Raw genomic sequence first — 15,252 nt, forward strand, 5'->3', positions numbered from 1 at the left:
AATACCCCTTAGCCCGGTTGTCTCACGACAGTCGGGCTTTTTTATATCCAGCATTCTCGCGGCATCTATCTCCAGCGTGCTCCCACGCACTAAAGCCACAGAGAAGCGGCATCGTCAGTAACAAGTCATTGATTTAAAAGAGAAACAGGGCCTGCCACCCCATGTAGATGACAGGCCCTGAAGTTCAGTGCGGAGGGCTAGCGGTCCCCGCTCTGGGAGGGATGAGCCACAGATCCCAAACAAGTTGCCTTGCCTGAAATCCATGGCGAAAGAAGTGAGGTCGTCGGTGAATGCCACGCATTCTATTGTGGCTTTGGCGCCCTGTGATGCGTACCCAAATGGCTAGTCACCCGTTACCTCGTGGTGGTGTTTCACTCCACTCTGCTTAGATAACGGGTGAGAGGGCAAAGTTATTCCCCAAAAAGTGAAAATAATTTTAATTTAAACACAAAAAACATAACCTCATGTTTTATAAACACTTTATTCGACATTTCAAGCGGCTAGCTCTGAAAAAGTAGAGCGTCCAGTAATATCGACGGCGCGGCCTTCGAAGCCTTCTATTTGAGGCCCGGTGTGAACAACCATACTCAGATTTTGTTAGCCCCCCCCCCGTCGGTGGGGGCTTCAACTTTGACGGTACCATTGCCCACAAAAAAGCCCGCTTCAAAAAGCGGGCTTTAAACGTTATTCTCTTTGAAAAATTGGTCGGGACGGCAGGATTTGAACCTGCGACCACTAACACCCCATGCTAGTGCGCTACCAGGCTGCGCTACGCCCCGATGCAAACAACAACTCTGTCGTTGTCAGCGGGTGCGTATATTACTATAACGAATTGAAAAGGGAAGAGTTTTATTTGTTTTTTTTCATTTTAATGACGCACTTTAAGTTTTCGTAAATCATTGATTAAGCATTGATCTAAATATCATTAATGACTTTACTAGGGCTTCTAGTCACACCTTTCTTAAAGTTCACATATTCGCCCTTACGCCCTGCTCTTTTTAATACTCAAAGCGTTACCTGTGCAATAAAAAAGCCACTTCATAGGAAGTGGCTTTTGGTAACAAGCAAAATAACTTGAATGGTTATTCTTGCATATAGTCTTCTACTTTAGACTTAAGCTTCTGCCCAGGCCTAAAAGTGACCACGGTACGCGCTGTAATGGGAATTTCTTCCCCGGTTTTCGGGTTACGACCAGGTCGCTGACTTTTCTCTCGCACTTCAAAATTACCAAAGCCCGATAACTTAACTTGCTGACGCTCAACGAGAGAATTGCGTATCACATCAAAAAAACCTTCAACTAGGTCTTTGGCGTCTTTTTTACTCAAATCTATTGTATCTACTAAATTTTCAGCAAGGTCCGCTTTCGTCAACGATCCCATAAATCTACCCCCTTACAACAGCCCCTAACGTCTCCGTTAAAGCTGCTACAGTTCTATCGACCGAGTTGTTTACTTCTTCATCACTAAGAGTGTGTGAAGGATGCTGCCACGTCAAGCCCAAAGCAACACTTTTTTTCGTCTCATCAATACCTTGGCCCTGATAAACGTCAAAAACTAAGACATCTTTAAAGGCTTCACCAGCATTTTCGTTAATGACTTTTTCAAGAGCACTAACCGGCACAGATCGATCTACAAGCAGAGCAAGGTCACGACGCACTTCTGGGAATTTAGAAACCGCCTTGTATTCGGGCAAGGTCGCATCCAACACTGCTGACAAAGCAATATCAAACACATACAAAGTTTGATTAACGCCAAGCTCTTTAGACAACTGAGGATGCAATTCCCCCATCACGCCGACAAACTCACCATCAATGAAGATATCCGCCGAGCGTCCTGGGTGTAAGTAACCACAACGAGAAGGCTCGTAACTCGGCTTGCCGCCATCATTCAATGCGAACATCGCCTCTACATGCGCTTTCAGATCGTAAAAATCTACTTTTTCACTCGTGTGGTACCAAGCCTCTGGATGACGGCTACCCGCGATCAAACCAGAGATCTGTAGCTGCTGATCCAACTCATCCAAGGCCTCTACTGAACCGATGAAGCGACGCCCCGTTTCAAACAAGCGTACACGGCTCTGCTGACGATTTTGATTGTGTAGGTAAGCTTTCACTAGGCCTGGCACCAAACTTGGTCGCATTACACCCATGTCTGCAGAGATTGGGTTGGCCAGTGGCACAGGCTCGATCTCCGGCAAGAATTGCTTGCTCAAGTTCGGATCAATAAAGCTGTAAGTTACAGCTTCTTGGTAACCTTGGGAAACCAATACTGAACGCAAGTTTTGAATCGCTGTTTTACTTTCAGATAGCGGCGTGAAGCTAACGGCAGCCTTAGGCATAGCCGAAGGCAAGTTGTCGTACCCATAGATACGTGCCACTTCTTCTATCAAGTCCGCTTCGATCGCAATGTCAAAACGATGGGAAGGCGCTTTCGTTACCCAAGCTTCATCTGTCACTTGCAGCATCTCAAGACCCAATCGCGTCAAGATATCCGTTACTAAGTCTTTCTCGATAGACACAGCTAGATACTGATCAAGCTTTTTACGACGCAAGGTCACTTCCGCCGCCGCAGGCAAGTGATCTTCACTTTGAGTTGCCGTCACAGGACCAGGTTGCCCCCCAGCAATCTCAAGCACCAACACTGTTGCACGCTCAATCGCTTTCTGTTGCAAACTTGCATCCACACCACGTTCATAGCGATGAGAAGCATCAGTATGCAAACCATAAGAGCGAGCTTTACCGGCAATCGCTAATGGCGCAAAGAAAGCACTTTCTAGGAAGATATCTTGAGTCTGAGTATTCACACCAGAACCTTCACCACCCATCACACCAGCAATGGCCAAAGGACCTTTCTGGTCAGCGATAAGCAAGGTGTCTTCACGCACGCTTACTTCTTGACCATCGAGCAATACGATCTTTTCACCAGCGCTGGCATTGCGTACTACAACGCTGCCATTTAAATTCGCAAGATCAAAGGCATGCATCGGCTGACCAAGCTCTAGCATCACATAGTTGGTGATATCGACAATTGGGTCGATGGAACGAATACCACTGCGACGCAGTTTTTCCACCATCCACAATGGTGTTGCCGCAGCAACATTGACACCTTTAATGACACGGCCCAAGTAACGTGGACAAGCATCAGCTGCTTGAACATCCACAGGGAACACATCATCAATAACCGCTGTTACCGCATCAATTTGAACTTCACTAACATCGGTTTTATTAAGTACGCCCACTTCGCGCGCCAAGCCAGCAAGACTTAAGCAATCACAACGGTTAGGGGTAAGGTCCACATCGATGATGCAATCATCAAGATCTAGATACTCACGTAAATCCTGTCCTGTTGTCGCAGCGGCCGGCAATTCGAGAATGCCATCATGATCTTCGCTAATGCCTAGCTCAGACGCTGAACACAACATACCAAAAGATTCAACTTGACGTAGTTTCGCCTTTTTAATTTTAAAGTCACCGCCTAATACCGCACCAATCTTTGCAAACGGGATTTTGATACCCTTACGAGCGTTCGGGGCACCACATACCACTTGGAACGTTTCGCTACCGTCGGTTACTTGGCACACTTGCAGCTTATCGGCATTCGGGTGTGGTTCGGCGCTGATAATCTCGCCTACCACTACGCCAGTGAATTCAGCCGCTACCGGCAGTACTTCGTCTACTTCAAGACCTGCTAAGGTAATTTGCGCCACCAAATCATCACGACTGATGTTTGGGTTTACCCATTCTCTTAGCCAATTCTCACTAATTTTCATAACAACATCCTAGGCTGGCGGTTTAGTTGAACTGTTTAAGAAAGCGCAAATCGTTTTCAAAAAACATGCGTAAATCGTCTACCTTGTAACGCAACATGGCAAAACGCTCTACCCCCATACCAAAGGCAAAACCTGTGTATTTTTCAGAATCAATACCAGACATTTCCAAGACCTTCGGGTTTACCATGCCGCAACCCAATACTTCCAACCAAGACTCTTCGCCTTTGCTGTTGGTACGCATGATGTCCACTTCAATAGAAGGTTCGGTAAATGGGAAGTAACTTGGGCGGAAGCGCACTTTCAAGTCATCTTCAAAGAACACGTTCAAGAACTGCTGTAACGTACCTTTTAAATCCGCGAAGGAGATATTTTCATCGATCAACAAACCCTCAACCTGATGAAACATAGGCGTATGAGTTTGGTCAGAATCACAACGGTACACACGACCCGGACAAATAATACGGATAGGTGGCTGTGACGTTTCCATGGTACGAACTTGAACTGGCGATGTATGCGTTCTAAGTACCGTATTAGGATTAAAATAGAAGGTATCTTGCATGGCACGAGCTGGGTGATGCGCAGGAATATTCAGCGCTTCGAAGTTGTGATAGTCATCTTCGATCTCAGGGCCAGCCGCCACATCAAAACCAATCCCACGGAAGAAGTTTTCGATTCTCTCCATAGTGCGGGTAACAGGGTGCAAGCCACCCACTTCTTGGCCTTTACCAGACAAAGAAATATCAATTGTTTCGGTTGCCAATTTTGCATCCAAAGCGGCTTTCGCTAGGGTCGACTTACGTTCAGTAATTTTCTCCTGAACCTGCCCTTTCGCTTCGTTTACCAATTGACCAAATTTAGGACGATCTTCTGCAGAAACATTACCTAGCTGTTTCAGCAAAGCCGTTAGAGCGCCTTTTTTACCAAGATAATGCACACGCACATCATCCAAGGCGGACTCACTCTCAGACGCAGCCACTGCGCTTAGCGCATCAGCGAGAATCTGCTTTAGGTTCTCCATTTACATACTCCAAAAAATAAAATAGGGGAAGAGCGTTGGCCCTTCCCCTATTAAAGACTGCATTGAGTGACACGTTCGAGACAATATTCTTGCAAGACCGCATCACCCTAAGGCTACGTCAGAAATTAAGCCAAGCTTGCTTTCGCTTTTTCAACGATTGCAGCAAAAACTTCTTTCTCGTACACAGCTAGATCAGCAAGTACTTTACGGTCGATTTCGATTGCAGCTTTTTTCAAGCCAGCAATGAAACGGCTGTAAGACAAACCATTGATACGTGCAGCAGCGTTGATACGAGCAATCCACAATGCGCGGAATTGACGTTTACGCTGACGACGGTCACGGTATTGGTACTGACCAGCTTTAATGACAGCTTGTTTCGCTACACGAAATACACGACTACGTGCACCGTAGTAACCTTTAGCTTGCTTTAGAATCTTCTTGTGACGGCGACGAGCCTGAACACCACGTTTTACGCGAGGCATAATATAAACCTTATACTAATAAATTAATGAACTATAAAAATAGACTTAGATGTATGGCAACATGCGTGTGATTAACGCTTTGTCGCTAGCAGCGATGCTCTTCATTGCACGAAGATGACGCTTACGCTTAGTCGATTTCTTAGTCAAAATGTGACTAGTATGAGACTGCTTATGTTTAAAACCATTCGCGGTACGTTTGAAGCGCTTAGCTGCGCCACTGTGTGACTTAATTTTGGACATGATAAAACCACTCTCGCATTCGTTAATGTTAATGTAATCTTTCAATAACCTAAGCTATTTGAGATTACTTCTTCTTTTTGGGGCCTAGCACCATAGTCAATTGACGACCTTCCATTTTCGCAGCTTGCTCTACTGCACCATATTCCTCTAAGTCTGCAGCGACTCGATTCATAAGTTGCATACCAAGCTCCTGATGGGCCATTTCACGACCGCGGTATCTTAGCGATACTTTGGCCTTATCCCCGCCTTCAAGGAAACGTATCAGGTTGCGGAGTTTTACCTGATAATCCCCTTCCTCCGTCCCTGGACGGAATTTCATTTCTTTAACCTGGATTTGCTTAGCATTTTTCTTTTGAGCTGCTTTCGCTTTCTTGGCCTCAAAAATATGCTTGCCGTAGTCCATGATTTTGCAAACAATCGGATCAGAATCAGCAATTTGCACTAGGTCAAGACTAGCTTCTTGGGCCGCCTTGAGCGCTTCCTCAATCGACACAACACCAATTTGTTCACCATCAGCAGCGATTAATCGTACTTCAGTTGCTCGAATGTTCTCGTTGATTAGAGGGCGCTGCTTACTAGCACTACGCCCACGATTCATATTACCTTTTATAGCTCTATCTCCATTTATTGTTTACGGCTACGACGAGCGACTTCTGTCTGAAGCAAATCTTCAAAATCAGTAACACTCATCACCCCAAGATCTTCACCAGTTCGAGTTCGAACGGCTACTTGATGTTGTTCGACTTCTTTATCGCCAACAACAATCATATATGGGATGCGCTGAATTGTATGCTCGCGAATTTTAAACCCGATCTTCTCATTTCTCAAGTCAAGTTTCGCTTTAAAGCCCTTTGAATTTAATCTTTTTTCCAAATCAGAACAATATTCTGCCTGACGATCGGTAATATTCATGATTACGACTTGTTCTGGCGCTAGCCAAAGCGGGAATGAACCCTCAGTCTCTTCAATCAAAATACCGATGAAACGCTCCAATGAACCCACGATCGCTCGGTGCAACATAACAGGTGTTTGGCGTGAGCCATCTTCTGCTACGTATTTTGCATCCAAACGAGTCGGCATCGAGAAGTCCACTTGGATAGTACCACACTGCCAAACACGACCGATCGCATCTTTCAATGAGAATTCGATCTTAGGACCATAAAACGCCCCTTCACCTGGCAGCTCTTCCCATTCTAGGTTGGCAGAGTTTAGTGCCTCAGCCAATGCCTGCTCTGCTTTATCCCAAACTTCATCCGAACCTACACGTTGCTCTGGACGAGTGGATAAGCGGTAAATGATATTGGTGAAACCAAAGTCTGCATACACTTCGTGCAACAGATCAATAAACTCAGACACTTCTTGTTGAATTTGGCCTTCTGTCACAAAGATATGACCATCATCTTGCACAAAGTTACGTACACGCATGATACCGTGCAAGGCACCAGATGGCTCATTACGGTGACAAGAACCGAACTCAGCCATACGGAATGGCAAATCACGGTAGCTCTTCAGGCCTTGGTTATAAACTTGAATGTGACAAGGACAGTTCATCGGTTTTACCGCGTAATCACGGTTTTCCGAATGGGTGGTAAACATGTTTTCGTGGTATTTACCCCAGTGTCCAGACTTCTCCCACAACACGCGATCAACGATCTGTGGCGTCTTCACTTCCTGGTAATTGTTATCAAGCTGTTTTTTACGCATGTATTGCTCAACAGTTTGATACAAGCTCCAGCCTTTTGGATGCCAGAACACCATACCCGGTGCTTCTTCTTGCACATGGAATAAATCTAACTTTTTACCCAGCTTACGGTGGTCACGCTTTTCCGCTTCTTCAATACGCAACAAGTAAGCTTTTAGCTCTTTCTTATCGGTCCAAGCGGTACCGTAGATGCGCTGCAACTGTTCATTGTTGGAATCACCACGCCAGTATGCGCCCGCCAGCTTCATCAACTTAAAATGACGTAATACACGAGTATTCGGTACGTGAGGACCACGACACATGTCCATGTATTCTTGATGTTGATACAAGCCTACTTCTGTGATGGAAGCGTCCATATCATCAATCAAGGCAACTTTGTAATCTTCACCACGCTCAACAAATTGTTGACGCGCTTCTGCGATAGGCGTCATTTTCTTAACGACATCGTAATCGGTTTTAACCAATTCACCCATGCGCTTCTCGATTAACGCCATGTCTTCTGGCGTAAATGGGCGCTCATAGGCGATATCGTAATAAAAGCCCTCATCGATGACAGGACCAATGGCCATTTTAGCGGTTGGAAACAGCTGCTTAACAGCATGACCTACCAAGTGCGCAAACGAGTGACGAATGATCTCCACCCCTTCTGCGTCCTTTCCGGTCACTATGCTTAACGCCGAGTCACTAGTGATAAGCTCACAAGCATCGACCAATTCGCCATTGATACGACCCGCAACGGTTGCTTTAGCAAGACCAGGACCTATGTCCTCAGCCACTTGCATAACCGTTACAGAATTAGAAAAAGAGCGTTGACTGCCATCCGGCAAAGTAATTACAGGCATTTTTTTGATTCCCCTTTTTGGAGTCAGTGGTGCTCCATACCAAAGAGCACATGTAAATTCAGGGCATAAACTAGCATTTTTCGCCTAACCTTGCGACTGTAATTTAGCTTTCTAATTAAGCCACCCCAAAGATAGTGGCCTTCTAGGAAAATCAAGGCTTTTTTCTTCCTTTCAGCCATAGACTTTCTCTGTACTCAAGGTAAAATTGCGATCCGATTTATCGATATCTTCAACACAAAGGCTTTATGGATTTTCAAGATCTTGACAATTACTGCATTGAGACCACTCAATCAGAACCTGAACTTCTATTGGAACTCGTCGAAAAAACGTATTCTGATATGGGTTACCCAAATAAGTTGTCAGGCAAAACCATTGGCCGCACACTGAAGCTATTGACGCGCCTAAAGCAACCTAAGCGCGCCCTAGAAATCGGCATGTTTACTGGCTATTCGGCCCTCTCTATTGCGGAAGGCATGCCAGCAGACGGCTCCCTTATTTGCTGCGAGACCAATCCAAGAGCAATTGAATTTGCACAAACTTTTTTTGATCGCAGCCCCCACGGACACAAAATCACGCCAATATTTGGCCCAGCCTTAGAGACGATCGAGACTCTAGAGGGCGAATTTGACCTTGTCTTTATCGATGCCGATAAGCGCAACTACCTTAACTACTATGAAGCAGTACTGCCTCTCGTAAGTTCTGGTGGCTTAATCATTATCGACAATTCCATTTGGCAAGGGCGTGTTCTGGACCCACAAGAAAACAGCGACATCGCTGTTAATCAGCTTAATCGCCTGATTGCACAAGATAATCGAGTTGAGAACGTTCACCTAAATGTTCGCGACGGTCTCAACCTCGTAGTAAAACACTAACCCTATTTTCATAAAGCCCACTCGCCAAAAGCGAGTGGGCTTTATGTGCTATTTAAACGTCACTAAAAAAAGAGGCAGCGATTTTGGTCGTTTTTAAAATCACAAATAACATTTCCGGCAAACACTATATTGGCACGTCGTTCAATAGCGGTTTTCAACGTTTTGAGCAATATGTTGAGGCAACGAATGAGGGATTGGACTTCCCACTTTACAATGATATTCGGGAACATTCGGCCGACGCTTTTACAGTAGAAGAGCTTTTCGAAACAGAGGATAAGCAGGAACTGTACGAATTAGAAAAAGATTACATCTCCATCTACAACGGCGAAAGTCTGCGTGGCTACAAGATTGCCCAAACCGCCGAAAAAGCGGCAGGTCTAAGCTTTGGTAAAAAAGCCCTGTTTGATGCAAATGGTGTCTCTACCGCTGAAGTACCAAAAAAGACTCGCAAAACGGCGGTAAAAAAAACCGTTGAATTGCCAAGCAAAGCCATTGTAGAGCCAAAACCTACGACCAAGTCTTTTTTCAGTGAGCTCATTGGTGAAGACCGCCTTGACACACCGGCCGCGACACCTGCACAGCCGAAGAAAACAGCACCACGCACCAAAAGCAAAGCCAGCATCCAAAAAATGCTGAACGAAGCCGAAAGAGTGGCAAAAAAAGAACGCGAAGATAAACTAAAGGCCCAGCAGCAAGCGGAAGCCGAAGAAATGTCGCTTATCATGGCTAAAATTGACATCACCTCAAAGTCTGCGACTTCTGCGTTTAGACGCCGCAAAGGCTAGTATTTTTAAGACTAAAAAGCCCCAGCAGAACTTTCATTCTACTGGGGCTTTTTATTGTTAGCCACTCAACAAGGCTAGCTCTATGCTCTTTAGGCGCGCGCTTTTTTCAGCGTATCGGAAATCATAAACGCCAATTCCAAAGACTGATCTGCATTTAGACGTGGATCACAATGAGTATGGTAGCGATCCGCAAGATCGGCTTCGGTTACCTCAAACGCACCACCCACACACTCCGTCACATTTTGACCTGTCATTTCAAAATGCACACCGCCTGCGTAGCTGCCTTCTGCACTATGCACTTGGAAAAACTGCTGAACTTCTTTCAACACATCTTCAACGCGACGAGTTTTGTAGCCAGTTGAAGCTTTGACTGTATTGCCGTGCATTGGATCACTGCTCCAAACCACTTGCTTACCTTCACGCTGAATCGCTTGAATCAATTTCGGCATGCCATCTTCTACTTTATCGGCCCCCATACGAACAATGATGTTCAAGCGACCCGCTTCATTTTCAGGGTTTAGCGCATCACACAAGCGCAATAGATCTTCAGGATCCATAGATGGACCTGCTTTCACCCCAATTGGGTTTTTCACACCGCGTAAGAACTCCACGTGAGCACCGTCAAGTTGACGAGTACGGTCACCAATCCACAACATGTGGGCAGAGCAGTCATACCAATCCCCTGTTAGGCTGTCCTGACGGGTCAGAGCTTGCTCGTAAGGCAGTAGCAGCGCTTCATGGGATGTGTAGAATTCTGTTTCTTTCAGTTGATTCATACCACCACCAACGCCACAGGCTTCCATAAATTGCAACGCATCGTCAATTTTATCAGCCACACCTTGGAAACGACTGCCTGCTGGGCTGGCATTCAAGAAATCCAAATTCCACTTATGCACTTCATGTAGGTCTGCAAAGCCACCTTGAGAGAAAGCACGCAGCAAGTTCATGGTTGAGGCACTTTGGTTGTACACCTGAACCAAACGCTCAGGGTCTGGAATACGAGCTTGCTCAGAAAACTCAATGCCGTTGATGATATCGCCACGGTAACTCGGCAGCTCTACGCCGTTGACCGTTTCCATTCCAGCCGATCTTGGCTTAGCAAACTGCCCCGCCATACGACCCACTTTCACGATTGGGCATTTACCCGCGTAAGTTAACACCACCGCCATTTGCAGCATAACTTTAAAGGTGTCACGAATATTGTTGGCATGAAACTCTGCAAAACTTTCAGCACAATCGCCACCTTGCAATAAAAATGACTGACGATTCGCTACTTGCGCTAAAGCATTTTTCAATTGACGTGCTTCACCTGCAAAAACAAGAGGAGGCATTTTTCCTAACGTGTTTTCCACTTGAGCCAAGTGCTCAAGGTTAGGATAGACAGGCTGCTGAAGTGCTGTCTTTTCTTTCCAACTTGTTAAGTTCCATTGTTTCATAATTTTCTAAAGCCTTATTATTTAGATATTTATTATTAGAGGGCCATTTACCTAGCCACAACCCAAAGTATTTCTGCATCTTTTGCTGACAAAGAGACGACTGCGTGCCCCATGCTGGCATCATAATACACACTGTCCCCTTCTTTTAATTCAATTGGTTCATAGAGTTCAGAGAAAAAATTAATTTTACCCTGCAAAACCAATAAGAATTCTTCTCCATCGTGACGAACCCACTCTTTAAATTCATCAAACGAACGGGCACGCACCTTGGTTTTAAACGGCACCATTTTTTTGCGGCTAATGGAGTAGTTGAGCAACTCATGCTCATAGGTGGCGGTGGGGTGAGCTTCGCCTTTTCCCTTGCGGGTAATATCACGCCTACCGGCGATCGAATACTCACTGGCCTCCACAAACAATTGCGGAAGATCCATCCCCAACCCCTGAATGAGCTTTTGCACTATGGTAAAACTTGGTGAGACCTGATCATTTTCAATTTTCGACAAGGTTGAGCGGGCGATCCCCGTCCTCTTACCTACCTCTTCAAGCGTCCAACCTTTCGACAAACGGATCTCTTTAACGCGCTTGCCCAGCTCTAAAGGCTCCACAAAACGATCAGGATCGGATGCCGTTGCAGTTTCCAATGATGGTCTACTTACCATAATTCACCCATAAAAAATTCTTTCGGCAAGTTTACTAAAAGAAACATGCACAACCCAGCCTTAATACGTGTTTTACACATATTGCCTAACCAAGATAGGCGCGCCATACACTGTTATTTGACCAATGGCGCCATCGCCGCTTCACAGCGAGATAAATCAAAGCCTTTTGCAGCAACAGCCGCTGAAAGCTCTGTATAGTTACCACCTTGGGCATTTTGCATCAGCACCCAAAGTACGGAAGAGCGCGTCCCTGTACGACAAAAGGCTAAGGTTTTTTTCGCTTCGCTCAAGGCCACTGCCTGGCTATCAACATGCCTTTGGCCCAACAGTTTAAGATCAATGGCGTTTTCAACGTATTCCAAGCCTAAATCCAGCGCAACAGCTTTTAGCTCCGCCGACAAAGGCTGATCATCACTCTCACCATCTGGGCGGTTATTGATAATGCGCTGAAAGCCCATGACTTTTAAAGCCGCAAGATCTTCTTGCTGAATTTGCGGCGCCACGAAATAATTATTTTCTAATAATACTGGATCATTCATTACCAACACTCCTTACTGTTAAAATCTGCGACTAGCTGCGGTAAAGCACTTTAATCAAGTGATAGCCAAATTGTGTTTTGATCGGCCCCTGTACCTTTAATAAAGGCCCATTGAATACAGCTCGATCAAAGGCTGGAACCATATCACCTTTTCTGAATTCACCTAAATCGCCGCCCTTTTTTCCAGAAGGACAGGTGGAGAATTGCTTTGCCAATTTATAAAAGTCACCACCCTTGTCTAACTTTTGCTGAATCTGTTCTGCTTCTTTTTTGGTTTTCACCAAAATGTGACATGCACTTGCACTCGCCATAACCCTTCTCACTTGTCATCTTAACCAAATAGAACATTCTAACCCATTTGATGTGGTAAAATTAATCTCAAGTATCCATTACACCGACAGTTAAGTCTGTATATAACTATAAGGTTGTTTACTCTATGAGCACATACGCAGCAATCAGTGATCTCTCTTTTTTACTGGTCGAGCCCTCCGAGACCCAGCGCAAAATCATTGCACAAGCGCTTGGCGAAGCGGGCATAAGACAAATTGAGTTTGCCAACAGTATTGCCAGCACTCTAGAGACACTGGCGACTTTCCCACCGGATTTGATTATTTCTTCCATGTACCTTCCAGATGGCACAGCCAACGAATTAATCGATCAAATTCGTAACAACCCAGATACCGAAGAACAATGCTTCATGCTCATTTCTAGCGAACGTAATCGCGAACACCTTGAGCATTTACGCCAGTCTGGCGTCTTGGCGATTTTACCCAAGCCTTTCACCAACAAAGATTTGAATCGCGCTATTCGTGCTACCTTAGATCTAATTGCTGAAGAAGATATTGATCTTGAATTGTTTGATCCAAAAACACTAAACGTGCTAATTACTGACGATAGTCCTATGGCTCGCAAACACATTGCAAAAATGCTGAACAGCATGGGCATTGAAAACATCGAATTTGCCGAACATGGCAAAGAAGCCCTAGAGCGCCTTCATGAGCAAGAGTTTGACCTAATCATCACCGACTACAACATGCCAGAAATGGATGGTCGAGAGCTTACTGAAGCCGTCCGCAACAGCACCCTGTTGGCACACATTCCAATTTTAATGGTGAGCTCTAACGCCGAGGACAGCCAACTATCTAACATAGCACAAGAAGGCGTTGATGCGATTTGTGGCAAACCATTTGAACCAAGTACGGTAAGACAACTGCTGGCACAAATTTTAAACTAACCAATAAACGACAGAGCAAAAAAAGAGCGCCTAGTGCGCTCTTTTTTTAGTTTCAGCTTAACTATTCCCTAAGCTTGCTGAAGCAATTTATCAACAATGACTTGATTGGCTTCGGGAAATTGGTAATCCCCTAATTCGCTGAAAGACACCCAAGCAACTGATTGTCCCTCTTTGCCAACAGGATCACCCTCAAAACCTGTGACCTTAAAAAAATGTAAGGCGACATGTTTATCGGCGTAATCATGGCTAATGGTTTCCAGCAAACTGCAATTCGTCACTTTAATACCACACTCTTCTTGCAACTCACGGCTCAAAGCATTTTCTGGCAACTCATCCGCTTCGCATTTACCTCCGGGAAACTCCCAAAGGTTACCCTGGTGCTGATCTGGTTTGCGCAAGGCGAGAAACACCTTATCATCACAAACAATTACACCCGCGGCGACAATCACTCGCTTCATGTACGGTAATCTGCGTTGATGGTGACATACTCATGGGAGAAATCTGTCGTCCAAACGACATCTTGCTGCTCACCCAAATTCATATCCACACAGATATGAATTTCTTCTGGCGCCATGGCTTCTTGCCCTAACGCTTCGGAATAGCGTGGAGACAAGCCACCCTGGCTGGCGATTTCCACACCATTAATCGAGAGATCCACTTTATCTACTTCCAGATGCTCCGCTCCAGCACGACCCACCACAGCAAGGATTCGCCCCCAGTTTGGGTCAGATGCAAACAAAGCCGTTTTCACCAGTGGAGAATGAGCAATCTCAAAGGCAATTTTGGTGGCATCGGCGGTAAGCTTCGCGCCTTTCACCTCAACGGTAACAAACTTAGTCGCCCCTTCTCCATCACGCACAATGGCGTGAGCAAGCTCTAGCATCACTTCTTCAAACGCTGCATAAAAGGCTTTCGCTAAAGGTGAGTCAATAGCGGTCACCTTAGGGTTCTGCGCCTTACCCGTTGCCACCGCAATACAAGAGTCATTAGTAGAGGTATCACTGTCTACGGTAATGCGGTTAAAGCTCTTGTTAGTCGCTTGCTTAAGCATTTGCTGAAGCACAGCTTGATCCATTGCAATATCACTAAACACATAACCCAACATAGTGGCCATGTTAGGGCGGATCATACCCGCCCCTTTAGAAATACCTGCAATCGTGTAAGTCACGCCATCACATTCAAATTGACGCACAGAGCCTTTGGGCAAGGTGTCTGTGGTCATAATGCCAATGCCAGCGGCCTGCCAATCATCCGTACTGAAATTAGCAATGGCTTGAGGAATACCAGCAACGATTTTATCGACAGGGAGCGGCTCACCAATCACGCCGGTCGAAAAAGGCAAAATACTCGACATAGGCACCTTTACTTGCTCCGCTAACGCATCACAAGTTCGAGTGGCGTTCTCTAGGCCTGGTTTGCCTGTACCCGCATTAGCGTTACCCGTATTAATGAGCAAATAGCGAATGTCCGAGGCCTGCAAGTGTTGCTGGCAAATGCGCACGGGGGCGGCACAAAATGCATTTTGGGTAAATACACCCGCAACAGAAGCCCCTTCACACAATTCAAAGATCACTAAATCTTTTTTATTAGGCTTCTTAATTCCAGCCTCTGCTACACCAATGCGTACTCCCTTAATTTCAGGAATCGCAGGGAAGTCGTGCAAACCTACCGCCATT

Annotated in this window: 16 protein-coding genes and 1 tRNA gene; 3 read left to right on the plus strand and 14 right to left on the minus strand. The window is 45.6% G+C overall.

The genetic code is table 11. The features are described 5' to 3' along the window. Nucleotides 1-702: 702 nt before the first annotated feature. The 8 genes from ABJF92_RS14370 to thrS all read right to left on the minus strand — a co-directional run bounded on the left by ABJF92_RS14370 (nt 703) and on the right by thrS (nt 8,052). Nucleotides 703-779: transfer RNA gene (locus tag ABJF92_RS14370), tRNA-Pro, on the minus strand. Nucleotides 780-1,082: 303 nt separating this feature from the next. Next, complete coding sequence (locus tag ABJF92_RS14375) at nt 1,083-1,379, minus strand: integration host factor subunit alpha (RefSeq protein WP_445976179.1); 297 nt, start codon at nt 1,377-1,379, stop codon at nt 1,083-1,085. 4 nt (nt 1,380-1,383) lie between these two features. Then, nucleotides 1,384-3,768 (minus strand): phenylalanine--tRNA ligase subunit beta, encoded by a 2,385-nt coding sequence (pheT, locus tag ABJF92_RS14380; protein WP_446816477.1) that lies wholly within the window; start codon nt 3,766-3,768, stop codon nt 1,384-1,386. Between the two features lie 22 nt (nt 3,769-3,790). Next, nucleotides 3,791-4,786 (minus strand): phenylalanine--tRNA ligase subunit alpha, encoded by a 996-nt coding sequence (gene pheS, locus ABJF92_RS14385; protein ID WP_445976177.1) that lies wholly within the window; start codon nt 4,784-4,786, stop codon nt 3,791-3,793. Nucleotides 4,787-4,911: 125 nt separating this feature from the next. After that, complete coding sequence (gene rplT / locus ABJF92_RS14390) at nt 4,912-5,268, minus strand: 50S ribosomal protein L20 (RefSeq protein WP_024023333.1); 357 nt, start codon at nt 5,266-5,268, stop codon at nt 4,912-4,914. Between the two features lie 45 nt (nt 5,269-5,313). Beyond that, complete coding sequence (gene rpmI, locus ABJF92_RS14395) at nt 5,314-5,508, minus strand: 50S ribosomal protein L35 (protein WP_445976176.1); 195 nt, start codon at nt 5,506-5,508, stop codon at nt 5,314-5,316. A gap of 64 nt (nt 5,509-5,572) precedes the next feature. Continuing rightward, complete coding sequence (infC, locus tag ABJF92_RS14400) at nt 5,573-6,106, minus strand: translation initiation factor IF-3 (RefSeq protein ID WP_446816478.1); 534 nt, start codon at nt 6,104-6,106, stop codon at nt 5,573-5,575. 26 nt (nt 6,107-6,132) lie between these two features. Continuing rightward, complete coding sequence (thrS, locus tag ABJF92_RS14405) at nt 6,133-8,052, minus strand: threonine--tRNA ligase (protein WP_446816479.1); 1,920 nt, start codon at nt 8,050-8,052, stop codon at nt 6,133-6,135. A gap of 245 nt (nt 8,053-8,297) precedes the next feature. Here thrS and ABJF92_RS14410 point away from each other — a divergent pair, with 245 nt between their 5' ends. Together ABJF92_RS14410 and ABJF92_RS14415 are read left to right on the plus strand one after the other, a co-directional pair. Next, on the plus strand, nt 8,298-8,924 hold the full coding sequence (locus ABJF92_RS14410; protein WP_446816480.1) for an O-methyltransferase: 627 nt from the start codon (nt 8,298-8,300) through the stop codon (nt 8,922-8,924). Between the two features lie 83 nt (nt 8,925-9,007). After that, nucleotides 9,008-9,709 carry a GIY-YIG nuclease family protein gene (locus ABJF92_RS14415; RefSeq protein ID WP_446816481.1) on the plus strand — a complete coding sequence of 234 codons (702 nt, stop codon included), beginning with the start codon at nt 9,008-9,010 and terminating at the stop codon, nt 9,707-9,709. Between the two features lie 89 nt (nt 9,710-9,798). On the opposite strand, the gene ABJF92_RS14420 is transcribed toward ABJF92_RS14415, so the two are convergent. The 4 genes from ABJF92_RS14420 to ppiC all read right to left on the minus strand — a co-directional run bounded on the left by ABJF92_RS14420 (nt 9,799) and on the right by ppiC (nt 12,653). Further along, a complete protein-coding gene (locus ABJF92_RS14420; protein ID WP_446816482.1) occupies nt 9,799-11,145 on the minus strand; it encodes a class II 3-deoxy-7-phosphoheptulonate synthase in 1,347 nt (448 codons plus the stop codon). A 47-nt stretch (nt 11,146-11,192) separates the two neighbouring features. After that, nucleotides 11,193-11,804: a helix-turn-helix domain-containing protein gene (locus ABJF92_RS14425; RefSeq protein ID WP_446816483.1), complete on the minus strand. Its 612-nt coding sequence runs from the start codon at nt 11,802-11,804 to the stop codon at nt 11,193-11,195. Between the two features lie 113 nt (nt 11,805-11,917). After that, nucleotides 11,918-12,343: a TIGR01244 family sulfur transferase gene (locus tag ABJF92_RS14430; protein ID WP_446816484.1), complete on the minus strand. Its 426-nt coding sequence runs from the start codon at nt 12,341-12,343 to the stop codon at nt 11,918-11,920. Nucleotides 12,344-12,374: 31 nt separating this feature from the next. Continuing rightward, nucleotides 12,375-12,653: a peptidylprolyl isomerase PpiC gene (gene ppiC / locus ABJF92_RS14435; RefSeq protein ID WP_446816485.1), complete on the minus strand. Its 279-nt coding sequence runs from the start codon at nt 12,651-12,653 to the stop codon at nt 12,375-12,377. Between the two features lie 125 nt (nt 12,654-12,778). Between ppiC and ABJF92_RS14440 the strand changes: the two genes are divergently transcribed. Then, nucleotides 12,779-13,576, plus strand: coding sequence for a response regulator (locus ABJF92_RS14440; protein WP_446816486.1), 798 nt, complete (start codon nt 12,779-12,781; stop codon nt 13,574-13,576). A 68-nt stretch (nt 13,577-13,644) separates the two neighbouring features. Here ABJF92_RS14440 and mutT read toward each other — a convergent pair whose 3' ends face one another. Both mutT and argJ read right to left on the minus strand, forming a co-directional pair. After that, nucleotides 13,645-14,034, minus strand: coding sequence for an 8-oxo-dGTP diphosphatase MutT (mutT, locus tag ABJF92_RS14445; protein WP_446816487.1), 390 nt, complete (start codon nt 14,032-14,034; stop codon nt 13,645-13,647). Then, nucleotides 14,031-15,251, minus strand: coding sequence for a bifunctional glutamate N-acetyltransferase/amino-acid acetyltransferase ArgJ (gene argJ, locus ABJF92_RS14450; RefSeq protein ID WP_446816488.1), 1,221 nt, complete (start codon nt 15,249-15,251; stop codon nt 14,031-14,033). Before argJ ends, mutT begins: the two co-directional genes overlap by 4 nt. Nucleotide 15,252 lies beyond the last annotated feature (1 nt).

It is taken from the genome of Marinomonas sp., assembly GCF_039940335.1.
GTDB lineage: Bacteria > Pseudomonadota > Gammaproteobacteria > Pseudomonadales > Marinomonadaceae > Marinomonas.